Source organism: Bacillus paranthracis (genome assembly GCF_024296885.1).
GTDB classification, from domain to species: domain Bacteria; phylum Bacillota; class Bacilli; order Bacillales; family Bacillaceae_G; genus Bacillus_A; species Bacillus_A paranthracis.
Genome location: NZ_CP101136.1, coordinates 158,766 through 185,027, shown reverse-complemented (window position 1 = coordinate 185,027; position 26,262 = coordinate 158,766). Strand labels below are relative to the sequence as shown.

Here is a 26,262-nt window from a genome sequence, read left to right as displayed (position 1 = left end):
TCAATTTAATACAATTTGAGTTTTGTGTAGAAAGGGAGGTGAAGAAAAGTGATCATATTCCTCTGTACGAGGATTTAAAAGAAGTTTAAAAAAGCATTATTTGAGAAGAAAAAATGGAGGGATGAATTATGAATAAATTTCAAACTATGAAAGACTTGAAAGAAGAATTTGGGAGCAATGTTTTATCTTCGTTTCTTATTTTAATTGGTGCAATTATCAGTATTATTTTTGGTAATGTAACTAAGGATTTGTTTGATACTAATGTCTCTGTGTGGCTATATATTATAGCATGTTATGTAGTTCCTTTTATTTTCATGGTATTAGAATTTTGGTTAGTTGCAAGAACGAAACGAATTGTTAAGGAAATGAACAATTTACAATAAAAAAACATTTAAAGATGGTAGGGAGAATGACAATGACTAAAGGTTTTACAGTAGAAGAAACGTTAATGGCTATTAGTAATTTAACGATTTTTCTATATATAGCAGTAGTTATATATTGTTTCTCTCGGTTATCGCACCTTAAACAATAATAAAATGGTTTCGTATTATTAGGAAGTGAAAGGATTTGATGTTATGGAAATGGAAAAGTTCAATGCAAAAGCATTCTTTATATTTATTGGCATAATCTTAATACTCAGTATCGGTGCTAGATTTGCTCAGGAATTTAGGGCGGAACAAGATAAGAATCATGAGATAAGGATGGAACAAACTAGGAGTAACGTGAAAGTTGCAGAGGAAATGGTTGCGAAAAAATTAAATACAGATAATAAATATTCTCGAATGACTGCTGTACCAGGAGATCTGCTGAATCGAAATTACTGGATAACTAAAGAGTTAGTATCAGAAATAAAAAAAGATGGGGAAGAATACCGAATCTACTTTGAAACAAAAAGAGTCAGCAATAGTGAAGGGGATTTTGTTATGTATAAACCTACAGGTATAAATAAAATTCTTAAAGAAGAGTAGATAATACTATTTCGATTTAAAATTCGAATAATATAAAATTTGCAGGTAAATGAAAGGTGAATATAGTAAAATGAATCATAGTAATTTACATAAATCAGGTTATGTTATACTCATCTACTTTGTAATGACTCAACTTGTTGGGATTATAGGAGTACAATTGCTAGCTAAGACAGGTTGGTATGATATTAAGGGAAATCAACAGCAAGCAATTCAGCAACTACTTGTTCATTGGGAACTAATAGGGTTTTCACTCATATTAATATTCATTTATCTTATATATAAGAAAGAAACGATGAATGATTCAAAGTTATCGATTAAATTATCAAGAGTATTATTCGGTTGGATTTTAATAGGAATAGTTGCAGTATTCTTTGCACAGACAATTGGTAGTATTTTGGATACGAGTATATTTCACTTAACTACACAATCAGTAAATACATCAAGTAATATTGAATCTGTAGCAATTTCTCCTCTTGCTCTTTTATCAATTGTAATTCTTGCTCCACTAGTTGAGGAGCTTGTATTTCGTTACGCGGCCATAAATATATTAAGCCGTAAATTCAATAAAATTGTGTGTATATTAGTTAGTGCATTGTTTTTCTCTATCATGCATTTTGATTTTCCTTTTGTATTTGGATATTTTCTAATTGGACTTGTACTTGCGGCAATATATGTACGTACTAATAGGTTACTAGTATCATTTGTCGTTCATGCTACTATGAACTTAATAATTGTTATACTTCAGATTTTTTAATAGAAAATTTGTAGGTAAGGAGAGAGTAACTTGGCTAAAAAAAAGGCAATATTTTTAGACCGTGATGGGGTCATTAATCAAGTACTTACAGATCGTGTTAGATTTGTAAATAAACCAGAAGATATTTACCTGCTACCTGGTGCAGCTGACGCAATTGCTATATTTAATAGAAAGGGATATATGGTCCTAGTAACAACAAATCAAGCGGGCGTCGGATTGGGTTATATGACTCAAGAAGAGCTCTTAGAAATACATGAACATATGCAAGAAAAATTAATTAATGAAAACGTCGATGCTCATATACATGAATTTGTTGCCTGTATCCATCGGCCAAAAGATGGGTGTCCCTGTAGAAAACCAGAGGCTGGTATGCTGCTGCAGTTAGCTCAAAGGCACGATATTGATTTAGCGAGTAGTTATATGATTGGTGACCAAGAAACCGATATATGTGCAGGGAAGAAGGCTGGAACAAGAACAATTCGAATTGCTGATTCTTTGGAGGAAACACAAGCGAATTATAAATTTCCTTCTTTGCTTAATGTAGCACTTGAAAACATTTTTTAATATTTTTTATGAAGGTAAAATTTTAACAAGTGGTGATTAGTAACAATAAAGATGTTTAATTCCACTGGTCGAAAAATAAAGCAATGCATTAAAATAATAATTTTAGATATATAAATAGATATAAGGAGGTATTTTACAATGAGTGAATTTCAATCAGGAAAAAGAGAAGGGTATATTTATGGTTATATATTTCTTTCGGGAAATAAAGGGTTGGTTTTAGATGAAGGTTCAAACGAGTATCCAAAAGAATTAGCAGAATTACTAATCAATGGAGAATTTGTTTTAATGGAAAACTTAACGGTAGATTTATTGAGAAGAAAAAATCTATACGGTTCTAAAGCAAGGATTAAGGAAAGTTTTATTTCATAGTTCGTAAAGTACTATATTATTTTTAAACATTTTTTGCATGAAGTTAGCTCTCATTTTAATTGTGGGAGCTTTTTCTATAGGGTTCTGCTGGGACAAACATCCTTTAAAAAATAAAAAGCATCCACTATGCGGACACTTCGTGTTATTATGGTTTAGCTATACTAATTCAAATTGCTATGTGGGTGAAACGAATGGAAAATAAACAACCTGAACAACACTACGATCTAAGTAAAATATACACATACAAAGAGCTGCCAGATAAGATTAGCGGCCGTTGCGATAACTGTGGCAATACCGCGTTCAAGAGTTCCGTTAAAGATTTCATCTTTCTAAGAGAATGTCGTCAATGTGGTATGAAGAAAATTATTTAGCCCTGTTAGGGCTTTTTTTATTGGCTCTTATATCCAAAAATGCCGTTTACTAAATAATATTATTATCTAATACATAAGTATTAAAGCTTTGTTAAAATACATATTTTAATAAAGAAAAGACACCTAAGGTGCCTTCCTCTGACTTGAACCACTTTAATTTTAATAACATCATTTTACAATCACAAATATATCTTTAATCTTTCATATGATATTTTATCATTTTTTTCAGTCAATTGCATGAAACTGGTGAAAAATAGGTTATTTTTTGTAAATGCCTTTTCTCCATATCCATTCAATGGGACCATAGCGAAAATATTTACTCCAAATTTTGCTGAATATAATTTGCGCAAAGATAATTAAAATCCCGAAGATACATAATTGCCAGTAATATACCTGTGAGACATCTTTAAAGTTCAACGAAAGAATGACAAGAGTTAGTATACTTTGGCTAATGTAATTCGTTAAAGCATACTTGCCTACGTTCATAAAGGGTTGCAGCTGCTCTATATATTTTTTATTCTCACAAACCCTAAGTAGAGTACAAACATAGAATATAGCTAGCGTTTTCCCTCCAAATAGAATCCATAGTTTAATATCCTGAGAGTAATAGACATCCGTTTTTATAAAATAGTAGATAATAGGACAAGAGAGAAGACATGAAATGCATAACGAACTCCACTGGATAAATCTAATTTCCTTTATTAATTCCGGTACCCTTTTAAAAATATCTTTCTTACCAGCCCATAAACCAATTAAGAACAAGCCTATATATTCCGGAATTCCTATTAGTAATTGTTGAAATTCCTCGATTATTAAAAAGAACAGACGAGCTTTTACTTGTTGTGAATAATGTGTAAATAGATTTACAGTGTGATTGGTAGTGTTGCCTGTAAACATATATTGATAGTAACTAGGTACGGCAGAAATAGAAGAACTTGCTTGTATAAATAAAATAGCATGTAGTGTATAGCTAACAAATAGAGAGATGCAGCCAACTATAAAGATAAGCTTTGTAGATCGCTTATAAAAGAACAATAGGATAAAACCAGCTAAGGCATATGCGTGTAGAATATCTCCATACCATAGAAAGATAAAGTGGAGTAAACCAAAGAGTAGCAAAATACACAATCTACGGCTAAATAGCTTATATATAGAATATCCTTTTGCTTCCGCGTTTTTTATAAAGATAAAAAATCCTACCCCAAATAAGAATGCAAAAATAGTATAGAATTTTGCTTGTATAAACAAATCTATTAAAAAACGAATCCCTTTATCTGTACCGGAATAACCGGCCTGGTTAAAGGGATCTAGTCCCGTCATAGTAGGTAGATTAGAAAATAGGATACATAGTATGGCTATACCTCTTATTGCGTCTAAAGAATAAATACGGGCGTTTTGTTGCATGTAAATTCCCCTTTCTTAAAAAGAAAAACGAGCACTATATTAACTAGCGCTCGAATTACGTCTCGCAAAGAATCCGTCATATGTAGCAGCTGACACTGCACCTTCTAGGCGTTCAATTTCTTCACCTCTGTTATAAGCTACAACAACTGGAGTGCCAGGAATATCGAACTCTTGAAAGGCACTTTGATTTTCTGGCGTAGAGATATCAATACGATAGATGGTTCTATCATGCTTTTTTGACATACTATTGATATCTGGTGCTGCCTTTTTACAATAATGACAAGTTGGTTGATAGTAGTACGCAATAAACTCTTCATGGGATTGTATTTTTTGCTTTAATTCTTCTTTTGAAATATCTTTAATATTTTCGGGCGATCCTTTTGTTTCTGCAGCTGATACAATTGTTTTGTTTGGTGTTACAGTCTCTGGGTTAACAGATTCATTTTTAGTTAAAGTAAAGATAGCGATACAAGCAACGCATAATGTAGTAACAATTGCTCCAATTTTGTAGACTTTATTCATAGTAAATTCCTCCTTAAAGTAAAAAAAAGGACAAACCTCGCCCGAGTTAACTGGGCGTAAGGTTTGTCCTTCACGCTACGTACAATAGAGTATAAACAATGGAAACAAATTTTCTACTTATATTTTAACATATAATCCATATAAAATACTATATAAATTTTCAACAAAAGCACTAGATTATAAAATTTCACGTACCATATTATTTTTAAACCTATTTACAAAGTAAACAGTACATAGTACAATTCAGTAAGCATCTATTTACTTTGTAAACGGGAGGGTCTGTAATGACAAATTTTATTGATCTGGAAGAACTTGCATTAATCCTAAAAATTAATAGCTCAGAGATTGTAGAAAGAATCGTTAAACAATATACGATGGATTCAAAAGATATTATGGATAGATTTGAAATTAGTAAACAAAGATTGTTAGCTTTAAAAAAGCAAGGTGTACTTAAAGAAATAAAAAAAGGTATATTTATAATACCGGATGCTGAGGAAATGCGAAAAAAACAAGTTGAAGAAAAAAGATTACAGAAGTATTCTAACTACGATTTAACGCCAGCATATAAAAAAATAGAGGAAGATATCTTGATAGTGAATAAACTACGCTTCTTTGATTGCCTAACAATGGTAAATAAAAGTGAAGATTCCATGAAATATAATAAGCACTTAGAAAGTACCTTACACTCAATTTATGAAATCTTTAAAGATGGTGGAGTCCTTTACTTTACATTACATAAAGGATTTGATGAGGTCGAAAATTTGCAAGAGCTAAAAGAGTTAGAAATTATACAAAGGAAGTTTACTAAGAATGAATTTATAAAATTTCTAGAATCGGTTGAAATGAGGATTTTGGGAATACAAAAAGTCTTAGGATTCGTTTCTATCTTAAATAATTTAAAAACATTAAAGTAATATTATAATGCATATCATGCTTCCGTTGAGTATTAAACAATTGATGGTTTACAAAAAAATATAGTATGTAAAGTAACTGGTACAGGATCTGTCTTTAGTGATATGTACTTAAAATAAGGATATTTATATAACAATAAATAGAAGGTGAATTAAGTGACGACAAATTATGTATTTACTGGCCACAAGTTTTTGGAATTTGTAGACTCTTCTAAGATTATAGAAGAAGCGAATGAAAAATTAAGTTCTTCTATAAAAATTGAAGATAAAAAGAAATTGAGTACGTATTTTGAAGAAGTAATTAGAAATAATCCTAAAGATAGGTATTTACTTAACACTATATTTTTTGAGCATATAATGTACAGTAGATTAAGAAATATTTTTGTAGATAGATTTAATGTTACAGATAACACGTTAGAGGTTTCGACTTTTAACATGAAAGTAAAGCGAATTCTAGAAAGTTTTAATAACGAAACAAGAATACCGCAAGCACTACTCTCTAAAATGAATGATGGTAAGTATTATTTAATGGATATGTTAGACATAAAGGCTTTAGGTACTAAATTTATTGCAGGCTATGACTATACTACTAATGGAGATAAGGTGAAAACTGCTAGATTTATATTTGTTCAAGTTGTACCTAGAGGAACAAGGATAGGATACTTTATAGCGGGAATAGATATTAATTTCGAAAATGGTACTTGTTTAACAATGATTCGAAATTTAACTGACATAAAAGATATTGAGAATGAAAAAGAGGCAGAATCTAAAAAAAATGATGAGAATAATCAATATGATGATTATCCAAAATCTTTTAATCGCTTGTATTCAACTGTTAAAAATTTGATAGTTGAACCTTTAATTAATTTAGAAAGTATAGATGTGAAGTCAGATAGGAAAGGAATGTATAATTTATGTTCCAATCTTTTACATAATCTATTAGGAGACATCCATGAAGAAGTTTTAAAAGCTACAGAAGAAGAGGTAAAGGATAGCGTCCAAACTATTCTTAGAAAACTATTCCCAAATGATAGTGCATTTATTAAAACTAATACTGCTCCGCTTGGAATGAAAATACAATCGATGTTATGTTCTGCGTTTATAAGCAAAAAGTATAAAACAAAGGATATAGTAAAAATAGCAAAACAGATACCTCTAAAAGGGTATCCAACAAGAATAAAATTTATTTCCAGTAAATTTAGTAAAGGGGCTGCACAATCCGGAGGATCTAAAATTCCTGTTGCCTATACAGATTTATTTCATAGCCTCTATACTGAATTTGAAAAATCATCTGATTTAGAAGAATGGTCTATTTCTTGGTTTTTAGATTTTAGAAATACTAACCCAGATAATTGTTTGGTTTCACAGACTACAATTTATGCTAAGCAGACATCCTTTAGAATAGTATTTTTACAGAAAAAATCACTAGGCAAGGAGTTTATATATCATGTCATTGGAGAACTTAATCATTACCGCTAAACAGGAATTACTCAAGTCGCAAGAAGAGGTTTTAAGTTTACTTGAAACTTTAATTAACACAGTTAATATGCAACCTTTCTCAAAAGAAGATCTTTATCATGCAAAATTAAACGAAAAAGAAATAAACTTTCTTGTGAAACACTTATTACAAGAAAGTTTATTTGAAAAAAGTTATGCCTATGAATGTCTAAAACATGAAGAACATGATGTTGTAGAAGATTTAAACGAAGATTGTGAGTTCTGTGAGCAGAAAATCCATGAAAGTCCATCCCATTTTATTAAAGAAATATTTGAATTAAGAGAGGAGTTTATACAGATGGTAAATTCTAAACAAGAGGAAATGCTAACAAAGTATTTGCAAGAGGAATATATGGATAACTACTTGTTATTGAAAGAAAATGTCGATAAGATAGTCCCATTTTTAGGAGCAGGCGTCTCAAAGCCACTTGGTCTTCCGGATTGGTATGGATTAATTTGGGGTATGAAAGAAAAGCTTCATACAGCAATAGATAAAGAGTACTGTGAAGGTTTAATTAATAGTGGTGATTTCCTAGGTGCTGTAGATACAATACTTGAGTATTCACCAACTTTAAATACTGAGGATAAAATAAAAACATATATAACGAATAAAATAGACAGCGATTTTAATAATCAAGTAGATGAAAGTAAGCATAACATTAGGGATATTATGAATTTGGCTTCTAGTTTTATACTGACTACAAATTATGATAATGCATTAGATGTATATAGGAATAAAGAGAAGGACGGTTATAGTTCTCCTAAGATAATCGAAGATATAGAAAATCTACAGAATCATTTAAATAAAGGTAAAAAGCAAGTTGTTCATTTTCACGGTATGGCAGAAAGGCCTAAAACAATGGTTGTTACGAAAAATGATTATAATGATTTGTATACGGATCGAAAAACAAAAGACTTCCTAAATGGAATTATGTCTGGTAAATTCTTGTTGTTTATTGGATTTTCTTTTAAAGATGTATATTTTAAGGAAATATATAGGGACATTCACAATAGCATAGGCGGTCAGCACTTTATTATTGTGCCTAATTTACATCCCCGTGAGAATAAACAATTATCTCATAGGGGATTAACACCAATTGGTATAAAAGTTCCAACCGAAAGTGATAAGTTTCAGCAAGGCATGGTGGATGCTATTAAATATATAATAAATAGCATCATATAATATATGATAAAAAATCGCCAAATATAAGTTGTAATCCATCTATTCATCTAGTAACGTAAAAAAAGACACTATAGAAAGTGTCTTTTTTTACGTTGACATACTATGAAAGAAAATGTAGTGATTAATCATAATTTGTTGGATGCTTCTTGGTTAAATCTAGTATAACATTAAAACAAACATTTATACATGCAAATTTACATATATTAAGATTTTATCAAATCAGGAGAGTCATCTCAAATACTATTAGGAAAATTAAATTTTTCTATATCTAAAACTAAGTTAGTCTCATTAGGGTCTGATATGAATATCAAACCCTTTTCATTATATGTAATTATTTCACTGCATCTTTTAATTCTTTTCCAGCCTTAAAAGCAGGTACTTTTGAAGCAGCGATTTGCATTTCTTCACCTGTTTGTGGGTTACGTCCTGTACGTGCAGATCTTTCGCGAACCTCAAATGTACCAAATCCAAGAATCTGAACTTTCTCCTCACTTGCTAGTGCCGTTGTAATTGTATCTAATACAGCTTGTGTTGCTGCAGCTGCATCTTTTTGTGTAAGTTCTGCTTTTTCTGCTACTACTTTTGTTAATTCAGTCTTATTCATTTTCTACACCTCGTTATATGTAATTAGGTGACTATTATAACGTGCCTATACTTTTGATGCAATTAGTACTATACCCATAGATTGTTTCTTAGCAGTCTAGATAAAACCATGTTAGTCCTTCTTTAGACTATTTAAAATATAATCTGTGAGTTCACTACTATTAAGCCCTTTTTGCTCTTTTAATTCGTTCATTTCACTAATGAAAGCATTAGTAGAATTAGACTGAAAGAGTAATAACAGTGAAACTGCCTGGTCTAATAGTCTTGTTTTAGGTATATTTGTATCCTCTTTAAGTTTTTCTAATCTTTCATTCAAATCATTGGCTAATGTTGTAGATAATTGTTTTCTATTCACTACTTTATAATGTTTCTTTTTAGTCATATTGAACACCCTTTAACTTTTTCATATTTATATAATAGCATTACTATAGAGTTTCTATCAATTTAATTAAACAACAATAAACTTCATGAAGTTTATTGTTGTTTAATATCTGTGTTCATTATATAATCAATATATAAAGTTTTATTTATTGATTATGAACTATAATTAAACGAAAGGGGGTTACCACGATGGGACTTTTAACTCTTATCATATCAATCTTTATCTTTTCTATAGTTACCCTAGCAACGATTATTGTTCTTTGGCTAAAAACTAAGCAGCTTTATGCTCCAGACATAATTAGATTAACTGGAGCAATTATTTGTTTAATTAGTTCGGGAATTTTACTTATGTTTAAAGATAAATTTGAACCTACTTATAATAATTTGACGGTAACAATTGGTCATTACACAGGGATCTCATTGAATATAACAATTTTATGCTTATTAGGATTCTTCTTGCTGCTTGCTCTTTTTAAAGCAAATAGACTATGAACATAAATTAACTAATAATGGGGGATTTAAATGAATAATTTCAATGATTTGATTAATTTATTTTGGTCTTGTTTATGGATAGTGGGTTGTGTATCTGTATTACTAATTACTTTGATATTAATGAAACGGATGATTTTTGGAAAATCAACATATAGAGGGTATTCTAGTAGTAATAAGAAGGCGATGGGTGTTGCTTTGTTTTCATCTATTACAAGCAATAATGATGATGGAAAAGATTAAAGAAATTAATTCTATTTAAAATTCTTGTTTTTTCTACTTACAGTTTTCCAGTTGTTGAATCAAATTATGTCGTTGTTTTGAGCGAATACAATAATTATGGGAGGGTAACGTAGTATGCAAACACTAGCAATACTAGCAATTTCACTCGTTATAACTGCTGGCGTAATGTTATTATTCGGTATAAATAACGATTTGAGTTCTATTCACGAAAATCCTTTACCTACAGTATTTATAATAGTGACGGTAGCTATTCTTTCCATATCGTTATATTACTCTGGTAAAGATGCAGATCATAATCTTGCAGTACTTGCTATAAACTTGAGAGACCTTGAACAAAAGCAAATAGATGATAAAAATAGACTATTAGAAAATGAACTGGGAACGACTAGCGATAAATTATTAGTCGAAGATTATGAGGATTATACGAAGGTAACCAGTGAAAAAGGGGTATTTAGAGTTATCTTTACACGTGATATGGATGATAATATGATCATCAAAAAGATTACCCCGATTCTAACTAATTAATATAGGAGAGTTCTCCTGTTATTTACTTTGAAAACAATCAATTTATTAAATATATTCAGATGAAAGGACAGATTGCAATGAGCATAAAAAAACCAATGATATTAGCAATTTTATTTTGTGGATTAGTTTTAGGGAGCTTCATTGGAGGGAGTATTCCCTTAAATAAATTCACTATACCATTACTTTTTATAAGCCCTCTTTTACTAGCTGTATCTTTTAAATTTAGGCATTTAGGCGAATACAATTGGAAAGGACAAATTGTATTAATTTGTTTTTCGGTAGGTGTCTTGCTATTGGCTTATGGTGTAATTTACTTTTTCCATGAATTTGCGAATAGCTTTTTTGTTAAACTTGCAACAATCACTAATCAAAAATAGCATTAGAGAAAAGTGGCTTATGGAAAGGTTTGAGTTAAGTTGACAGCATTACAATTCGTAACTTTTTTATTATTGTTTATATGTATTGTTTCAATTGCTATAATCATTATCGGTTCTAATCTACCTGAGATTGCAAAAATTGTTGTATCAGTTGTAATGGTAGGGAGTTTTATAGGATTAATGGTATGCGGGTACTTCCAAACAATTGAACAGGATCAAACGGTTAAACAAAAAAATGAAAGGTTAGCGTACAACGAAAAAAAACAAGAGGAACTGCTAAAAGAAAAGCTCAAATTACCTATTACAGATATTTTAATAGAACCAGTATCAAAAACGGAGTATTACAAGGTGACCACAAATACAGGGATTTATAAATTAGCTTACGCATATGATCCAAATGATAGGGTTATAGGTTTTAAGGAATTTAAGCAAATCACATCTACAATAAACTAAGAAGGTAATTCTGAGCAGTCTAATTACAATTAAAATTATAGAAATAGAGTGAAAACGTAATGTTTATACTCAACGCTTGAAAAAAAGCTTAGTTAACTAATTAAAAGGAGCTTTTACATGTTAGAGAATCTTGAAATGAGAAAAAAGCAACACGAAATAAATATAAAAAAATATAAAAAAATTCAAAAGTACTACAATCCATTTTTGTGGACAATCTCAATTATCTATTTTCTCTATTTCATGATCATTGATAATTCTCTTTCAGTACATCTATTACTTTCTTTCGTTATCGGCTTGATTCTTTGGAGTATAGGCCTAGCTATTAATTTGAAACTCGTGAACGAATTAAAAGGAAAGGGAAAAATCTTAAATATAGAAACAATAAACGAAATGAAAAATAACAAATATATGAGTCCAGGAAGAAAAGAACGTTATATCACAGATTATAATGCAACGAAAGATGGATTAGAAAAGATAATGATTTATGCTAACTTTATGTTAGAAGCTAAAGAGAGAGAAAACGAAATAAAAGATGATAATAGTAATTTAGATATGTAATTGTAGCGAGAGGAGCATGAAATTATGTCGATAGAACAGTATATTAATCTTCGTAAAAGAGGGAAAAAAATTGAGGAGATTCAAAAACAATCACTTTTAAGTGAAGCTACACTTTTAACATTAGAACTAGGCTATAAATGTTATGAAAAAAACATTTCGTTGGATAAAGCAATTAATCTTATCGATAAAATTGTAGTATTAAATGCAAATGATACCCAAAATACATCATTTAGTACGTCTGTCCATATGTGATAGATAGATCCGAAGGAGAAAGAGCAAATGCCTAAAGAAGAAATGAAAATGAGTATAGATGAAATAAAAAATGCCATATTGAATCCAGATTTAATCAAATGTTTGCATGGTGTTAACATATCTAATCAATGGGGAGCAATAAATGGTAGACAATTGTTATTAGATGTATATAGATTATGTGAGAAACATGAAGATTTATTAAAAGAACTGAACGATTTAAAAAACAAATAAAAGGGTGGTAAAGCATGAAATCAACAGGTGTTACACGTAAAATAGATGAATTAGGACGTATTGTTCTACCGAAAGAATTGAGAAGAACATTAGGAATCGCAGAAAAAGATCCTATAGAAATATTTGTAGAAGGTGAAAAGATAATACTACAAAAATACAAGTCATATGATGCTTGTACAATAACTGGTGATATTTCAGAAAAAAACATGTCATTAGCTAATGGACAAATTGTTCTTAGTCCTGAAGGGGCTGAACTTTTAATTAAAGAAATTCAGCAACACTTAGTAAAGTAAGAATTATTTTATACAGTTATAAACCATATTAAAAGTATTTCACGATACAATTTAAGAGAGAGGAACACTATAAAAATGAAAAAATTAACTTTTCTTAAATTAGCCTTATTAGTTTTATATGTAATGGTTGGACTGAACATATTATTAAAAGCTGACGTTGAAACTCTTATGCAAATAGCTGAAGAACAAGCTGTCATACTCCAAAGAATAATCCTGATATTTGTCTTTATTGGAACTCTATTAACATCTCTTTACTATATCACTCTTCAAAAAGAACAAGCAGATGAGAGGAAAAAAGCAAAATCGTTATTTGCTATGTATATAGTTGTTACAATTATGGCACTGTTTTCTAGTGACATAGCTAATTACATTAAAGATTTTATTTAACCTAATAACATCTATTCATATATATATAAAGAAAAAAGACATCATATGGATGTCTTTTTTCTTTGACTTGAACCACCAATACTTTACTAACACTACTTTTACACTAAATACATATATCAGCAATTTTTCATATCCATTTCATTTTAACACAACAAATCTTATTTTTGTTATATATAAATTTAAGTATAACAAAAACCTAAAATTCACTCTGAAAAACTAACGTATTTTCATAATAATGATCCAAACGTGAGTATAGCATTTTATTCTATTTTACATCTACTATATTAGCGAATTGCAATTTCATCTTGTTATAAAAAGCATCTGTACATACAACAGCGCTATTTGACGGGTCAATATCAACAACGGTCATATAACTAGAGAGCAAATAACCATCCTCATAATATGTAATCATTATTTCCTCTTCTGATACTAATGAACATAAGAGCATGTTCTCAATTCGTTCTTGTTCATCCTGAGTTAATGTAGGTCGTTCTACCTTCGTCTTTTCTTTAATAATTTCACGGATACCAGCGAATTGCTCTGGCATCGCTGCGAATGGAGTCCATTTGACCATTTTTCTTCCTTTTGGCATATTAGCATTGTTCACGATTTGTGGCCCCCTATTAGTGTGTTTCTGTATCTAGCTGTGGCGCTATGCGTGTAGGAAATCCCCCGCAAAATACTGTTCTTCCCAAACCTTGTGCGTATTTCATCCATTACTTTTGTTAGTTTTACTTCTTTTTCTCGTTGCGTGACATTATCGAAAAGAGAAATTTGTTCCTCCCCTTCTTGAATTAGATTCGTTAAAGAGATGCTTATGCTGCGGATAGGTTCTCCAGTATATTGTTCATGTAAAAAGTATGTACAAATCTTATAAATATCCATTGTTAAGTTAGTCGGACGACTTAAAGTATGTGTTTTTCTAATACCACCGTTATAACTCTTGCTATAACCAACAGAAAAATGAACGGTTTGAGCAAGTTTGTTTTGTCTTCTAAGGCGATAACAGACTTCTTCAATGTGTTCCAGTAGGACAATCGGAAACTCTTCTATTGTATAGTCACGCATTAGAATTTGGCTTTTTCCAATTGAAGTTGTAGCAGGGACATATTTCTCTGAAATACGGCTGAAGTCAATGCCGTTACTATGTAAGTGCAATTCCTCACCAATCTTGCCAAAACTCTGCTTTAAATATTTAAGTGGATAATTTGCTAAATCTCCAATTGAGTATATCCCTTTTCGATTCAACTTTTCTTCTGTTTTGTACGAAATACCCCAAAACTTATTAAGTGGCCGTATGCTCCATAATTTAGTTGGGACATCTTCATACTTCCAATGAGCGATTCCTTCTTTGTTCTTCTTTGCTTCAATATCTAAAGCAACCTTGCTCATTAAAGGGTTCGGAGCTATTCCGATGGTACATTCAATGCGTGTATGTTCATATATTTCACGTTTGAATTTCATAGCAAATTCATAGGGATCGTTAGCGAATAAATGAATGCTGTCAGTAACGTCCATCAGAAATTCATCTATGCTATATTGGTGAAAATCCTCATAAGGAACGTATTGCAAAGCTAACTTTGTTATGTAGTTGGAGCATTTAATATAAGTCCCCATAATTGGATTTACAACTAGAATATCTTTGCGACGAGGAATCTCGTAGAGCCTTGCCATCTTCTTTACACCCAACGCTTTTAATGGGGGTGTTGCAGCTAGAACGATTGAACCATTTCTATTCACATCACCTACTACAGCCAATTTGGTATGCATAGGATTTAATCCCATTTTGATGCAGCTTACTGAAGCGTAAAAACTTCGTAAATCAACACATAAGATGATTCTATTTGGTAGGATTGAATAGTCATACACCCTGATTCCCCCTTAAATATAATAAGAACGTAGGTTCGTTTTTTTATTATACACGAACCTACGTTCTTTTATAAAGGGTATTTGAAATAAATTAGAAAAGTTTATTTCAAAACAAGAAATTGCACAACTGATTAATGGATACAACAGGTTTTTAAATAAGCTGTTGTATCGTATGCAACAAAAATAGAAAAAACTCGATCTAAGTTTTTATTAAATAGAATTTTTTATAAAGTTACACGCCATCTTATTTTACATGCCTGAAAAAACACTTGGAAAAGTTCTTCATTATATAAAGGTAAATCCGATAAATTTACTTTATATCCGTTAAATAATGATTGTCCAGCTTTAACAAGTGGTAGTGTTGTTCCAGTAAGCGCGCCAGGATTTACTCCTTTTATATCCTCTTCAGGAGAAATCAATGCACCTAATGGGGAGTATTCTGTCTTAAATAAATTCCAATCAAAACAATTGTGAATTTCAGGATGTGCAGTTATGTAGAAAGCTGCCTCGTATTCAGGATCATCACCAGGTTCAATTTTTTTAGCATCTAATAATTTAATGTAATTCCGTTCGTGTTCTTCGCTTGAAAAATACATTTCTCCATCTCCTTTATAAATAGAAGTAAAACGATATGATTATATTTTTTGTTTTCGCCATGTTATAGCATATCCCTTGTAAAAACTTTGTAAAATTATATGTAAAAAACTGGAATGTTAGTTGTAAATAACATAAAATAAGAAGTAGAGTTACTTATAAATAACAGAAATAGGAGATGAGAGAATGTTATTTACTTTAGATGAAATTATGACACCAAGAGAAGCGTGTGATCGTTTGGGAGTTTCACTTGACAGCTTACATATGAAATTAAATAGATTGAAAAATAGTGATATGTTAAATAGATTAATTAAAGACGGGAAAGCGAAATATTATAAACCCGAAGGGAAGCAAAGGGGAGAATGGATATTTACTGTCGAAGCAATGGAGGAATTGTATCCTGGGAAAATGGTGTCCAATCTTTAACTTGAAAGATATTATAACTGAAAAGGAGAATTTCGCATGAAGAGACATACTTTTAAGGTACGAGAAAACACATATGATGTGTATATGGAAGAGGTGAGCCGTAGCGAATGTTTGATTGCTATACCTAAGTTGAATTGGTCTTATCTGCTTCTATATGATATAAGTCGATTTTAACAGTATGAAACGTAATGTGAAAAAATGATTCAATCGCTAATAAGATATAGAAGAGAAGATTTAGAAAATACAGCTGTGTTTTCACTACCGTTAGTGGTAGATAAAAAAGAGATACTATTAAGAGTTGAAAAAAATTTAAAGTACCGCATATAATTCACTAGATTCTTATTATAGGAGAGCTGCTTATATAATAAAGGAGGTACATGGTACATAATGAAAAATAAGAATAAAAGAAATCGGGAAAGAAAAGGACTCTTTGAATGAATCATGAGTCCTTTTTATCATTTAGAAGTGAAATTTGATTTGAAATGTATTCATTCATTATTGATTGGTGATAGTTAATCCAAGTTTCAATAGTCATATCGGCATCTCTAGCAAACTTTTTCGCATATTTATGTACAGTTTTATTTGTTTCTTTAAATCCATATAGGTTAATACCACCGGTGATTTCACCGATAAAATTAAATTCTTTGTGTTCACCAGGATAATAATTAAAGGCAATTTGATGGATTGTAGTGTCAACTACGTACCCTTCATAGAGAATATAAGAATGAAGTCCGAATGCACCGTTTTGATACATATTTTTAAGTATATGTTGATCGTGGAATTCATGGTGATAATAGCCTTGCATAAAGGATAATTTATTTCTGGATATTTCATTTGATTCTAATAATAAACAGTAAAGTAAAACACTTGCATAAATGCATAAACCACCGTTTTCATTGTGTTTTAAAACTTCTTTCCAGGCTGTATCCTCTTTTTTTAGAAAAGAGGATACTAGGTTATGATCCTCATATAAAGCAGCGTGAGTCAATTTTGTTAGATATAGAATCGGTTTTATAGTCTGTGCTGTGAAAAGATTCCCCGGTGCTCGTTGACTTTGATAGTGAGTGGGTTTTTGTTTTTTGTAATCATAACTTGTAAGCCATCCTTTTTTAAATACGGAAGAAATGTTTTTAACAGCTGTATTATGCGGATCTTGAGACTTGCTTATTTTCAAGGATATATCCATAAGAATCCTCCATTTGAGTTTGTAATTTCACATATCTTAGTTTTAGAGATTAATATTTACATTATATGACGGGTGCAAAATTGTTACCAGAAGTTACTTTGTTGGGAGGTAATCTCCAATCAAAAAAACCATAGAGAAATATATATTTATTTTAAAGGTAACATAGGAATATAATCTATGCATCAGACAAAAAGAAATCCTGTTGGGAATTTTAAGGATGAGTGCCGTGGAGAAAATAACACAATACATCTTCATTTAGTTTTACTAGTTCTTTCCTACTGTATTCCTCTATGTTAGTAGATGATAAGGGGATAAAAATGGTAAACTTAAATAAGTAATTGTATATTTTGAGGGCGGTCGAGTTGCTAGCCTTTCCCTTATTCAAAGAGAAAGGCTGAATTTAGTAGGTAAATTAGAGGGAACTAAATATTTTATTAAATAAAAAGAGGCGAGAAAGGATGGGGAATTAAGATGAATAAAGTTGGTTTGTTGTTAAAAGTAATCGTTACAATAGGTTTTTGGCTATATTTCTTTCCTGTAATACTTAACCCTAATAATGTTCCTTTTAGATTTCTTTTGAATACTTTCCCAGATGATATTGGAGGAACGGTTTTTAATTTCATGATTTTTTCTATTGGATATGTAGTTTATTTTTCCTTCGTAGTATTCATGGCACATAAGATAATTTGGTCTGAAACACCTAAATTAAAGAAAATACCAACAAGTAACAATGAATAAGAAATACATTCAGGTATTTAAATATACTAGTTAATGTGTAGTTTTTAAATATAACTTGGGTATTCGTATTTGTTGAGAATAATTCTGTCTATTTTACCAACATAATTTCACATACCACGTTTAAATTATTAATTAGTGATTGACACAACAATCTTTAGAGTGCTACGTTTTTAATATTAAAGTGATAAGTGGTTTATTAATTAGATGCAACATATATGAGAATAGATGCTGAAATAAGTTTAGAGAATGGAAAACTCTCTTCTGATATTCTGTAAAATTCCATATACGGATAATTTAATTATATAAACCATACATGTAGAGAGGAAGAAAGTAAGATGTTTAAAAAGGTTACATCGGTTGTTGCTTCTGTTTTATGTACTAGTTTTCTATTAACTGCTTGTAGTGGAGAGAAAGAGACTAAAAATACAGCAAAGGCAACTGACAAGAATGAAACAAAACAATCCATTAATTTACCGTATATAGCGGAGATCCCAACAATGGATGTAACAAAGGCAACTGATAGTGAATCAATGAATGTAATGCGTAATGTTTTTGAAGGTCTGTACACACTAGGAGAAGATAATAAATTGATTCCTGGAGTGGCACAATCTTATGACGTAAGTGAGGATAAAAAAACGTACACGTTTCATTTGAGAGAATCGAAATGGTCAAACGGAACGCCTGTAACAGCTGCTGACTTCGCGTTTTCTTGGAAACGTGCTGTGAATCCTGATACAGCAGCAGAATATGCATTTCTATTCTTTGATATAAAGAATGCAAAGAGAATTAATAGTAAAGAGCTACCTGTAGATCAGTTAGGGGTAAAAGCAATAGATGATAAAACATTAGAGGTGCAATTAGAGAAGCCTGTCCCTTATTTTATCGAATTGACAACGTTCGCAACGTTTTTACCCATTAACGAAAAGTATTTTGAATCACAAGCAAAGCAGTATGGCTTAGAAGCAAGCAAATTGGTTTATAACGGAGCGTTTACATTGGATAATTGGAAGCATGAACAAGGTTTTCAGTTGAAAAAGAATCCTAACTATTGGGATTCTAAAACAGTGAAATTAGATGAGATTAACTTTGATATTGTGAAAGATAAATCAACAGAAATAAATCTATATGAATCAGGTCAGCTTGACCGTGTAGGACTAACAGGTGAGTTTGTAGATAAATATAGAAAGAATCCCGACTTCAAGGAACGTTCTGAAGTTACAGTGCAATTCCTACGTATGAATCAAAAGAATGAAGTATTAAAAAATAAAAATGTTCGTTTGGCAATCAGTCAAGCAATGAATAAGAAAGCCTTTGTAGATACAGTTTTGAATAATGGTTCTCTTCCTGCAGACGGTTTTATACCAGTCGATTTTGCTACAAGTTCGGACGGAAAAGACTTCCGAAAGGAAAATGGAAAATTAGTAAAAGATGATGTGAAAGCAGCGAAGGAAAACTGGAAGAAAGCAAAGCAAGAACTTGGGAAAGAACAGGTAACATTAGAATTGCTTACAAGTGATAATGTGTTTGCTAAAAAGAATGCGGAGTACTTAAAAGGTGAATTAGAAAAGAATTTAGAGGGATTAACGGTCAATGTGAAGCCGCAGCCGCGCAAACAACAAATTCAATTGCTACTAAATAGTAATTATGATTTAGGTGTTGATGTATGGGCTCCCGATATTCCTGATCCAATCACATTTTTAGATATATTCGCGACAGATAGTAGCTATAACTTTGATAAGTATTCAAATCAGGCATATGATGAACTAATTCATCAAGTGAAAACAGATTTAGCTGGTAATGAAACTGCTCGTTGGGAGGCAATGAAACAAGCAGAAAAAATATTATTAGAAGATGGAGCGGTCGCACCATTTTATCAATCAGGCAGATCATACTTACAGCGTTCTTCTATTAACGGAATTATAACAAACGACTTTGGTGGAGAATTTAACTATAAGTTTGCTGAAATTAAAAAATAAGTAAAAAAAGGAGTCGAACATCTTCGACTCCTTTTAGTTTGCCATTTGATACACTTATGCATAATTGCATATGCAGTTATACTATTATAACAACTACAAATAACACATTTTTTGATATGCTTATGGTAAAATACCATATACTAACATTAGGTTGGAATAATATAATAAGAGATATTGCAGCATTCTTTTTTAGATTTAGAAGGGGAAATAATATGAACGAAATGCTTAAGAAAGAAGATAAAACTTTGGAACAAACATTGAAGAAATTCTTGGATAGAATTATTGATGAAATTGATTTCCAAAGAAAAAATCAAGAAGATATTGCAAAAATAGTTGGTATTTCTCCTGGAACTCTTTCTAAAAATTTAACTGGAAAAAACCAATTTGGATTTTGGAATTTAATCAAGTTACTGAATATATTATATCCGAGTGATTTTCATAAACAGAGAAAGATGTTACACACTTTCTGTTCTGTCACAACAAGTAAGAAAAACTTGAGGATTGCCATGGAATATGCGAATGCAAAAGGTGACTTATCACTTCTCAAGTTATTAGTAGATCGAGAGAGAAAATCTTCACTCGCAATGAATAGAGAGTGGGCTTATGTATATGAAATGGTATTACTTAGAAGTAACGGGACGATTAAAAAGCAGGAATTGTTATCCAGGCTTGAAGACCATAAGGGGAGTAAGATAATTAAGACAATCGAGATGAAGGTCTTATGTGGTATATTAACTTACTACACTATGTATGATTTAGAAAAATACAATTCTCTGTTCGAGTATGCCGAGATGTTGCTTCCAGATATTAATGCAATTACCGATAGTTTTATTAAGTCATCTTATTTAGGTAGGATTAAAGAAGGATTAGCTTATGCCTATTTAGTACAAGATAACCTTAAAATGTCTAGGAAATTATGTAAGGAAATTTTAGCGATAGATGATCCTAAAAATTGTTTCCACCTTTTAAGAGCATCAGCACTTGCTTATATAGCAGAATCATATACCTTTGATTGTTATGATAGTGCATCTTGGTATATGAAGAAGGCACTAAAGCAGTTAGGACCATGTAATTTTGAAAGGGAAAAACAAAGAAAGCAATCAATTCTTAACACCTATGCTTTTATTAAGTTAGTGAATAAGCAAGAATTGGAGAATATTGATATATATCATTCTGCAGAAAAATCTTTTTTAGAAATTATTAGAGGGAATCACAAGAAAGCAGTTGAAATCCTGAATGATATAGAAAAGAAAAATGGTATGCTCACACCGATGCAATATTGCTATTTAGGGATAGCAAAGAATGATATTTCTTTAATTGAAAAGTCAATTATGCTACTAGAGTGCGCTGGGAATCGCTTCTATTGTAGATTCCCTAAAAAAATAGTGGTAGAATTTAATGGAAATGGTATAATGTACGAAGGTGGTGCTATATGAAGAAAATATTATTTATATTAACAAGTATCGTTTTAGCGGCAGGAATTGTTTACACCGCTGCTGGTAGTAAAGAGCAACCAAACAAATTAGTGAAAAAAGATTCAGAACAATTATTAGCTAGAATGGCTGATCCTGGAAGTGGAATGGGTTGAGCCTTAAATAATTCGAATGCGATTGTCTCAGTAGAGGCAATCGCATTTGTTGTTTTTAGGGATATTTCCTAAATATCGATTTTGAAATTCGTGAAATGTATGTGAAGAATTCACAAACTGAAAACGAGAACCGAATTGAATTGAAATTTTAACTCCTAAAATCGACACATCGAATCGAGAATCTTCCTATTATATATACTTACTAAAATAATGAATTTCCAATATCTATTGTGGCCAAGTTTTGACGTCTTGTACGTTCTCTTAAATAACGTTCCGTCGTCATAATAGACTCATGTCCTAAATAGTCCCTGATTTTTTTTAATTCAATACCCTTTTCCATTAAGTAATTAGCCATGAAGTGCCTACAAGTGTGAGGAGTAATTCTATCCTGTCGATAGCGCAGAAAAGTTAAATTTGTTTCTTCAATTTTTTTTGCCACAAGAGAAGATAGATAGTCTGCTCTATAATTTGATCCATCAGCTTTAGGGAGAAAAGCGGAGGTATTCGATGCATCTAGTTTTGTTGTTTGTTTACGTAAACTTCGAACATGGCATAAAGCATCCAATGTATCTTCAAAGATACGAACTTCCCTACTTTTATTCCCTTTACCAACTACACGAAGTAGATAGGCATTTAAAGATGAATGAAAGACCAAATCTGCCCATTTAGCAGTTGCGATTTCTTCGATTCGTAGTCCTGTTGTAGTTAACAGGAAAAATGCAGTGTAAACAAAATAGTTGGATTTTTTCAGTTCATCTAATATCTGGGTAACTTCTTCTGGATAAAGGTCACGATTGACTAGCTCTTCTTTTTTTACGGATACTTTTTTAAGGCGACTACTAAAGTTGTCTGAGAGTCCGTTATTATCATACACATATTTTAAAAACTGCTGAACTACTGTTTTCTTTTTACGTAATGTAGTGGCAGCATATTTCTTACTTAATTCATAGAAGTAGATTTCCACGTCATTATGGGATAACTCCTGGATGGTTCCGATTGCTTCTTTTATGTAGCGAAGAAAATGAGAAAGATCGTGCAGATACTGTTGTTTTGTTCGCTCACTTCTTTTTTTCGTTAAAGAAGGCTCATCGTGTAAAAATAAATAAACTAATGATTCTTCACTTAATTGGGAGTAGTCAATATTACGGATACCCAAACCCATAATTTTTTCAAAATGACTGCTATCAAAAAAATCTGATTTTGATTTTACAATTTGGTTATTATGTTCGTAATTTATAATATTCAAATTTAAACACAACCTTTTATAGAATTAAATATTAAACAAATATTTTTATATAAAATTTTATAATTCTAATTATACCACAATAAATACATAATTTATTGTGGTATAAAATGAAATGTTTAAATATATATTTTTGGCTTATTATTTAACGTTTCTATTTAGGTAATGTATAATGGAAATGTTTAATTGATTTTTTTGTACATTTCAATCCAAATGCGGTAGGAGGAGATTTTTTTGACTAGTCTTCGTCTGAAAATTTTACAAGAAATCCATAACTTAGAAGATACCCATTGTTCAATTTGCCCTCTGAACAACCTATCAGTGAATTGTACAGATGAGCAAGAACAGGCAAAACAGAGAAACTACAAACATTGTAAAGGTTGTCCCATTTTCGATTCCATCCGAGAGAAAGGAGAGCAATTGAATTCTTTATCGAAAAAGAGTACATTTAATAAGGTACGGGAACGTTATATGGAAAATCCTTTTAAGTATCTTCAGTATAAAGAGTACTCAATCACAGATGTAGTAAAAGAAACCGGTTTAACAAAGTATCAACTAAGAAAATTTAAACAACAGCTAGAATGAAAGTTTCGGATGAGGTGAGAAATGGACTATTTATCTTTAGAAGAGGTATGCGATAGGGTAGGTTTAACAAAAAATCAATTAGGCTATTTAATTAAGTATAAACACATCGAACCTATCAATATGGCCACTTGGAAAGCAGATGGCGGATATCGCTTTGAGCAAGGAGATGTAGAAAAGTTAGAGGAATTATACAAAGACTCTTTAACATTAAAAGAAGCAGCTGAATTTCTAAGTAAGTCTAAGACTTACGTTCATAATGCAGCTAAAGATGGGATATTGCCCTTTAAAGAGATTGCTAAAGGGAAATCAACTGAACGATTGTACTTAAAAAAGGATTTGGAAATTTTCAAAGAAAGAATTGAAAACAGATCAAAAGAAGAATCGAAAGAGAAAAAGCAGCATTTAAGTCTCTATCTTGATGAAAAGGTAGTAGAAGCAATAAAGAAAAAGGCTGCAAAGAAAGGGTATAATGGCTACAAGAAGTTTGCTGAAGACATTTTATCTGCAGAAGTAAAAGAAGACATAGAAGAATAGAAATCCCAGAGAGAATAGATCCCTGAAAAATGAAAAAACATTAAAAGGGTTCTATTTTCATTTTTAAGAAACTTTCTCTCTTCCGAGTGCAATTACATTACCCTAAACACAAAAAACGATTACAGACGATTTTGAGAGGTCACTTTTCGGGTGCATTCCTAAAAAAATCACTGTAATTTCAAGAAAAGGGTTAATATATATAAGTTAGAAAATAAAGGAAAATAAAGTGGATAATTACAAGGGCGTTTTATTTGAAATTATATTCTCAAAAAATAGCATATGAAACTAAGGTCAATTATGAAAAATCCAAGAAATACAGTATACATATTCAGATTATAGTAAACTAAATTCTTATAAAACTCCTTAACTAAAAGATTATATACAGACTAAAATTGGACAGATTTTCTATTTTAGATTGTTGAAGTATGGTAAAATAGAAGTATAACTGTATATCGTGTGAAGGTGGGCTTGTTATTATCCCTTCTTTCCATTTGGAAGGAAAGGGGGTGATATAACATGGAATTTTTGTTCGAACTTTTAAAAGAAATTGCAAGAGCAGTTGTGCGTGAGGTTTCAGCATACGCACTGAAAAAGCAATTCGAAAAAAAAGACAACAAAAAACCCGCGCTTCACCGACCAAAGTACAAGCGTGGGTCTAAAAGAAAAAGATAATGCATAATAACAGCCACCTTGACAGTAGCAGTTATGAGACGGGATGTTGACAGCATCTCGTCTTTTTTAGTTTATGCAATTCAGTTAAGTACTATACTTTATATATACTGAATATGCATTCAATATATAACTAATCTAAAGTAAACATACCATATTTTCATTTTTTGGTCAACGTTTGGAAATATGAGGGACTAAATTAAGTGGTTTATACTGTGATTCCTAATTTAAGTGATATAAAAAATAAAAGTAGTTTTATAGGGAAGGGTTTGCTTATTTTGAAAACAAGCAAACCCATTTAATAGTTAGTCTTTAATATATTTTACGGCAATGGTTTTATCTATATCTTTGTGCAAATTGCTCGGTATAAGAATCAACTAATTTTGTACGTCCAGAATCAGAATAAACTTTAATGTTGTATTTAATATAAACATTGTATGCATCTTGATCCTGCCATTTTTGTACAGTCCACCAATAGTTTTTACTTTTAGGAAGAGATAGTCCACCTATTACATACCCAGCTACACCAGAAGCAAACGTATTTCCGATTTTCGCTATAACCCCAGCACCTAAACCTGCTATAGCTGCGTTAACCATAAAACGATATGAGGCATTATAAAATACATTGTTTCCATAAGTTGTCGTTACATATTTCCAGTTGAATGTACCAGCTGTGGGGTGAACATATTGAATTTGATCCGAATCTTTAGGTGTTATTGGATTAAAGGGAGCTTGTCCATTTAGGAATAAAGAGTCTAAATCTTGTTGAGGTAATGAACTAATATCAATTGCTCTATTTTCTTTTGATACATCCTGGTTGTAAGAAACTGCAGGTGAATTTCCTTCCTTGTTCTCTGCTGCTTGCGTTGTTGAACTAAATGCAAACCCTGAGCTTAGTAATAAAACCAATGAACTTCCTGCTAATAATGTTTTTTTCATAATAATCCCCTTTCATTTGTATAAGAAATTTAATACAATATATTATACAGTCATTCTCTGAAAAGTAATTATTTTCTAAAAATAGGAGGTAGGAGTCAATATGTTTGGTAAGATTACTTCAAAAAATGAACGTATTTACGTAATTATTGTAGTTGCACTGTCTATAGGGTTGTTTAGCATATCTCGTACAGTTTGGTGGTTGTATGGAATGGCGTTTTTATTGTTTTTATCCGCTTTTATATTTAGAGACAGACCTACAAAAAAGGAAGTAATGATAAATCTTGTTGGCTTTGTAGCATTATGTTTTATTTTTTGGATAGGAGAATACATCATAAATTTGTAAAATACTAACAATAATTCTTATTAAATACGATTATAACAAATTATTAGATAAATGGAATATTTTACTAACAATTTTAATATAGTGCTAGTTAGGAAAAATCGGTTATTTAAGGGGTTTATGCCGTTATTTTTATTTAGAAATTTTGAAATAATTAAGATTCCTTGTTAGCAATGAAAGAAATAAGTCTATGAAAAAATATAAAATAAAACATATTTATAACAGAAACAGCTCAAATTT

At 31.0% G+C, this 26,262-nt stretch carries 39 protein-coding genes; 29 read left to right on the top strand and 10 right to left on the bottom strand.

Translation table 11 applies throughout. The features are described from left to right. Positions 1–128: 128 nt before the first annotated feature. From NLJ82_RS28080 to NLJ82_RS28055, 6 genes are all read left to right on the top strand, one after another. Entirely contained in the window at positions 129–383 is a 255-nt protein-coding gene (locus NLJ82_RS28080; RefSeq protein ID WP_001032086.1) for a hypothetical protein, read from the top strand. Positions 384–575: 192 nt separating this feature from the next. Continuing rightward, positions 576–968, top strand: a complete 393-nt coding sequence (locus NLJ82_RS28075; protein WP_000425107.1) for a hypothetical protein — start codon at positions 576–578, stop codon at positions 966–968. A 49-nt stretch (positions 969–1,017) separates the two neighbouring features. Continuing rightward, entirely contained in the window at positions 1,018–1,722 is a 705-nt protein-coding gene (locus NLJ82_RS28070; RefSeq protein WP_002020067.1) for a CPBP family intramembrane glutamic endopeptidase, read from the top strand. A 30-nt stretch (positions 1,723–1,752) separates the two neighbouring features. Next, the gene (locus tag NLJ82_RS28065) at positions 1,753–2,286 is read left to right on the top strand and encodes a D-glycero-alpha-D-manno-heptose-1,7-bisphosphate 7-phosphatase (protein ID WP_001074762.1); all 534 of its coding nucleotides are present in this window, start codon (positions 1,753–1,755) and stop codon (positions 2,284–2,286) included. 138 nt (positions 2,287–2,424) lie between these two features. Beyond that, entirely contained in the window at positions 2,425–2,655 is a 231-nt protein-coding gene (locus NLJ82_RS28060; protein WP_254754769.1) for a hypothetical protein, read from the top strand. 191 nt (positions 2,656–2,846) lie between these two features. Further along, on the top strand, positions 2,847–3,026 hold the full coding sequence (locus tag NLJ82_RS28055) for a DUF8096 family protein (RefSeq protein ID WP_000428650.1): 180 nt from the start codon (positions 2,847–2,849) through the stop codon (positions 3,024–3,026). 258 nt (positions 3,027–3,284) lie between these two features. On the opposite strand, the gene NLJ82_RS28050 is transcribed toward NLJ82_RS28055, so the two are convergent. Both NLJ82_RS28050 and NLJ82_RS28045 read right to left on the bottom strand, forming a co-directional pair. Beyond that, positions 3,285–4,430, bottom strand: coding sequence for a DUF418 domain-containing protein (locus tag NLJ82_RS28050; RefSeq protein WP_001186864.1), 1,146 nt, complete (start codon positions 4,428–4,430; stop codon positions 3,285–3,287). A gap of 39 nt (positions 4,431–4,469) precedes the next feature. Further along, positions 4,470–4,952 (bottom strand): thioredoxin family protein, encoded by a 483-nt coding sequence (locus NLJ82_RS28045; protein WP_001045585.1) that lies wholly within the window; start codon positions 4,950–4,952, stop codon positions 4,470–4,472. 284 nt (positions 4,953–5,236) lie between these two features. Between NLJ82_RS28045 and NLJ82_RS28040 the strand changes: the two genes are divergently transcribed. The 3 genes from NLJ82_RS28040 (at position 5,237) to NLJ82_RS28030 (ending at position 8,543) form a co-directional block, all read left to right on the top strand. Then, complete coding sequence (locus NLJ82_RS28040; RefSeq protein ID WP_000181006.1) at positions 5,237–5,866, top strand: hypothetical protein; 630 nt, start codon at positions 5,237–5,239, stop codon at positions 5,864–5,866. Positions 5,867–6,019: 153 nt separating this feature from the next. Continuing rightward, a complete protein-coding gene (locus tag NLJ82_RS28035) occupies positions 6,020–7,342 on the top strand; it encodes a hypothetical protein (protein ID WP_000210898.1) in 1,323 nt (440 codons plus the stop codon). Then, positions 7,311–8,543: an SIR2 family NAD-dependent protein deacylase gene (locus tag NLJ82_RS28030; RefSeq protein WP_000051204.1), complete on the top strand. Its 1,233-nt coding sequence runs from the start codon at positions 7,311–7,313 to the stop codon at positions 8,541–8,543. The genes NLJ82_RS28035 and NLJ82_RS28030 overlap by 32 nt, the downstream gene beginning before the upstream one ends. A 331-nt stretch (positions 8,544–8,874) precedes the next feature. Here the strand turns inward: NLJ82_RS28030 and NLJ82_RS28025 are convergent, their stop codons facing one another. Both NLJ82_RS28025 and NLJ82_RS28020 read right to left on the bottom strand, forming a co-directional pair. Beyond that, entirely contained in the window at positions 8,875–9,147 is a 273-nt protein-coding gene (locus tag NLJ82_RS28025; RefSeq protein ID WP_001043947.1) for an HU family DNA-binding protein, read from the bottom strand. 111 nt (positions 9,148–9,258) lie between these two features. After that, complete coding sequence (locus NLJ82_RS28020) at positions 9,259–9,528, bottom strand: ribbon-helix-helix domain-containing protein (RefSeq protein WP_000162598.1); 270 nt, start codon at positions 9,526–9,528, stop codon at positions 9,259–9,261. Positions 9,529–9,716: 188 nt separating this feature from the next. Here NLJ82_RS28020 and NLJ82_RS28015 point away from each other — a divergent pair, with 188 nt between their 5' ends. From NLJ82_RS28015 to NLJ82_RS27970, 10 genes are all read left to right on the top strand, one after another. Beyond that, on the top strand, positions 9,717–10,019 hold the full coding sequence (locus NLJ82_RS28015) for a hypothetical protein (protein ID WP_000523775.1): 303 nt from the start codon (positions 9,717–9,719) through the stop codon (positions 10,017–10,019). Positions 10,020–10,049: 30 nt separating this feature from the next. Beyond that, the gene (locus NLJ82_RS28010; protein ID WP_001058763.1) at positions 10,050–10,259 is read left to right on the top strand and encodes a hypothetical protein; all 210 of its coding nucleotides are present in this window, start codon (positions 10,050–10,052) and stop codon (positions 10,257–10,259) included. Between the two features lie 114 nt (positions 10,260–10,373). After that, the gene (locus tag NLJ82_RS28005) at positions 10,374–10,784 is read left to right on the top strand and encodes a hypothetical protein (protein WP_001193820.1); all 411 of its coding nucleotides are present in this window, start codon (positions 10,374–10,376) and stop codon (positions 10,782–10,784) included. A gap of 77 nt (positions 10,785–10,861) precedes the next feature. Beyond that, entirely contained in the window at positions 10,862–11,161 is a 300-nt protein-coding gene (locus NLJ82_RS28000; RefSeq protein WP_000023422.1) for a hypothetical protein, read from the top strand. A 39-nt stretch (positions 11,162–11,200) separates the two neighbouring features. Continuing rightward, positions 11,201–11,614 carry a hypothetical protein gene (locus NLJ82_RS27995; protein WP_000126133.1) on the top strand — a complete coding sequence of 138 codons (414 nt, stop codon included), beginning with the start codon at positions 11,201–11,203 and terminating at the stop codon, positions 11,612–11,614. 117 nt (positions 11,615–11,731) lie between these two features. Further along, on the top strand, positions 11,732–12,172 hold the full coding sequence (locus tag NLJ82_RS27990) for a hypothetical protein (RefSeq protein ID WP_000892314.1): 441 nt from the start codon (positions 11,732–11,734) through the stop codon (positions 12,170–12,172). Between the two features lie 24 nt (positions 12,173–12,196). Further along, positions 12,197–12,424, top strand: coding sequence for a hypothetical protein (locus NLJ82_RS27985; protein ID WP_000021288.1), 228 nt, complete (start codon positions 12,197–12,199; stop codon positions 12,422–12,424). A gap of 27 nt (positions 12,425–12,451) precedes the next feature. Further along, positions 12,452–12,655 carry a hypothetical protein gene (locus NLJ82_RS27980; RefSeq protein WP_001123650.1) on the top strand — a complete coding sequence of 68 codons (204 nt, stop codon included), beginning with the start codon at positions 12,452–12,454 and terminating at the stop codon, positions 12,653–12,655. 14 nt (positions 12,656–12,669) lie between these two features. Continuing rightward, positions 12,670–12,948 (top strand): AbrB/MazE/SpoVT family DNA-binding domain-containing protein, encoded by a 279-nt coding sequence (locus NLJ82_RS27975; protein ID WP_000843050.1) that lies wholly within the window; start codon positions 12,670–12,672, stop codon positions 12,946–12,948. A 75-nt stretch (positions 12,949–13,023) separates the two neighbouring features. Further along, entirely contained in the window at positions 13,024–13,335 is a 312-nt protein-coding gene (locus tag NLJ82_RS27970) for a hypothetical protein (RefSeq protein ID WP_000736944.1), read from the top strand. A 265-nt stretch (positions 13,336–13,600) separates the two neighbouring features. Here NLJ82_RS27970 and NLJ82_RS27965 read toward each other — a convergent pair whose 3' ends face one another. From NLJ82_RS27965 to NLJ82_RS27955, 3 genes are all read right to left on the bottom strand, one after another. Further along, the gene (locus NLJ82_RS27965; RefSeq protein WP_001057823.1) at positions 13,601–13,942 is read right to left on the bottom strand and encodes a YolD-like family protein; all 342 of its coding nucleotides are present in this window, start codon (positions 13,940–13,942) and stop codon (positions 13,601–13,603) included. Next, on the bottom strand, positions 13,939–15,204 hold the full coding sequence (locus NLJ82_RS27960; protein ID WP_000272590.1) for a Y-family DNA polymerase: 1,266 nt from the start codon (positions 15,202–15,204) through the stop codon (positions 13,939–13,941). Before NLJ82_RS27960 ends, NLJ82_RS27965 begins: the two co-directional genes overlap by 4 nt. 224 nt (positions 15,205–15,428) lie before the next feature. Continuing rightward, entirely contained in the window at positions 15,429–15,800 is a 372-nt protein-coding gene (locus NLJ82_RS27955) for a DUF2538 family protein (protein ID WP_000273950.1), read from the bottom strand. A gap of 184 nt (positions 15,801–15,984) precedes the next feature. On the opposite strand from NLJ82_RS27955, the gene NLJ82_RS27950 reads away from it, so the two are divergent. Both NLJ82_RS27950 and NLJ82_RS28980 read left to right on the top strand, forming a co-directional pair. Next, positions 15,985–16,224 carry a helix-turn-helix domain-containing protein gene (locus NLJ82_RS27950; protein WP_000899536.1) on the top strand — a complete coding sequence of 80 codons (240 nt, stop codon included), beginning with the start codon at positions 15,985–15,987 and terminating at the stop codon, positions 16,222–16,224. A gap of 36 nt (positions 16,225–16,260) precedes the next feature. After that, positions 16,261–16,398, top strand: a complete 138-nt coding sequence (locus tag NLJ82_RS28980; RefSeq protein ID WP_154698455.1) for a YueH family protein — start codon at positions 16,261–16,263, stop codon at positions 16,396–16,398. A 265-nt stretch (positions 16,399–16,663) separates the two neighbouring features. On the opposite strand, the gene NLJ82_RS27940 is transcribed toward NLJ82_RS28980, so the two are convergent. Beyond that, complete coding sequence (locus NLJ82_RS27940; RefSeq protein WP_000355316.1) at positions 16,664–17,410, bottom strand: hypothetical protein; 747 nt, start codon at positions 17,408–17,410, stop codon at positions 16,664–16,666. A gap of 471 nt (positions 17,411–17,881) precedes the next feature. On the opposite strand from NLJ82_RS27940, the gene NLJ82_RS27935 reads away from it, so the two are divergent. The 4 genes from NLJ82_RS27935 to NLJ82_RS27920 all read left to right on the top strand — a co-directional run bounded on the left by NLJ82_RS27935 (position 17,882) and on the right by NLJ82_RS27920 (position 21,712). Next, positions 17,882–18,148: a hypothetical protein gene (locus NLJ82_RS27935; protein ID WP_001045035.1), complete on the top strand. Its 267-nt coding sequence runs from the start codon at positions 17,882–17,884 to the stop codon at positions 18,146–18,148. 335 nt (positions 18,149–18,483) lie between these two features. Further along, positions 18,484–20,124: a peptide ABC transporter substrate-binding protein gene (locus NLJ82_RS27930; protein WP_000475303.1), complete on the top strand. Its 1,641-nt coding sequence runs from the start codon at positions 18,484–18,486 to the stop codon at positions 20,122–20,124. Positions 20,125–20,336: 212 nt separating this feature from the next. After that, on the top strand, positions 20,337–21,560 hold the full coding sequence (locus NLJ82_RS27925; protein WP_001004561.1) for an AimR family lysis-lysogeny pheromone receptor: 1,224 nt from the start codon (positions 20,337–20,339) through the stop codon (positions 21,558–21,560). Continuing rightward, the gene (locus NLJ82_RS27920) at positions 21,557–21,712 is read left to right on the top strand and encodes a hypothetical protein (RefSeq protein ID WP_000721800.1); all 156 of its coding nucleotides are present in this window, start codon (positions 21,557–21,559) and stop codon (positions 21,710–21,712) included. Before NLJ82_RS27925 ends, NLJ82_RS27920 begins: the two co-directional genes overlap by 4 nt. A gap of 202 nt (positions 21,713–21,914) precedes the next feature. Here the strand turns inward: NLJ82_RS27920 and NLJ82_RS27915 are convergent, their stop codons facing one another. Then, complete coding sequence (locus tag NLJ82_RS27915) at positions 21,915–22,958, bottom strand: tyrosine-type recombinase/integrase (protein ID WP_001021532.1); 1,044 nt, start codon at positions 22,956–22,958, stop codon at positions 21,915–21,917. A gap of 231 nt (positions 22,959–23,189) precedes the next feature. On the opposite strand from NLJ82_RS27915, the gene NLJ82_RS27910 reads away from it, so the two are divergent. From NLJ82_RS27910 to NLJ82_RS27900, 3 genes are all read left to right on the top strand, one after another. Beyond that, positions 23,190–23,540 carry a zinc-finger domain-containing protein gene (locus NLJ82_RS27910; RefSeq protein WP_000202840.1) on the top strand — a complete coding sequence of 117 codons (351 nt, stop codon included), beginning with the start codon at positions 23,190–23,192 and terminating at the stop codon, positions 23,538–23,540. A 21-nt stretch (positions 23,541–23,561) separates the two neighbouring features. Next, the gene (locus tag NLJ82_RS27905) at positions 23,562–24,074 is read left to right on the top strand and encodes a helix-turn-helix domain-containing protein (RefSeq protein ID WP_000385108.1); all 513 of its coding nucleotides are present in this window, start codon (positions 23,562–23,564) and stop codon (positions 24,072–24,074) included. A 516-nt stretch (positions 24,075–24,590) separates the two neighbouring features. Next, a complete protein-coding gene (locus tag NLJ82_RS27900) occupies positions 24,591–24,746 on the top strand; it encodes a hypothetical protein (protein WP_000394773.1) in 156 nt (51 codons plus the stop codon). 333 nt (positions 24,747–25,079) lie between these two features. Here NLJ82_RS27900 and NLJ82_RS27895 read toward each other — a convergent pair whose 3' ends face one another. After that, positions 25,080–25,682, bottom strand: coding sequence for a hypothetical protein (locus NLJ82_RS27895; protein WP_000751948.1), 603 nt, complete (start codon positions 25,680–25,682; stop codon positions 25,080–25,082). Between the two features lie 100 nt (positions 25,683–25,782). Between NLJ82_RS27895 and NLJ82_RS27890 the strand changes: the two genes are divergently transcribed. Next, the gene (locus NLJ82_RS27890) at positions 25,783–26,025 is read left to right on the top strand and encodes a hypothetical protein (protein ID WP_000467112.1); all 243 of its coding nucleotides are present in this window, start codon (positions 25,783–25,785) and stop codon (positions 26,023–26,025) included. Positions 26,026–26,262 lie beyond the last annotated feature (237 nt).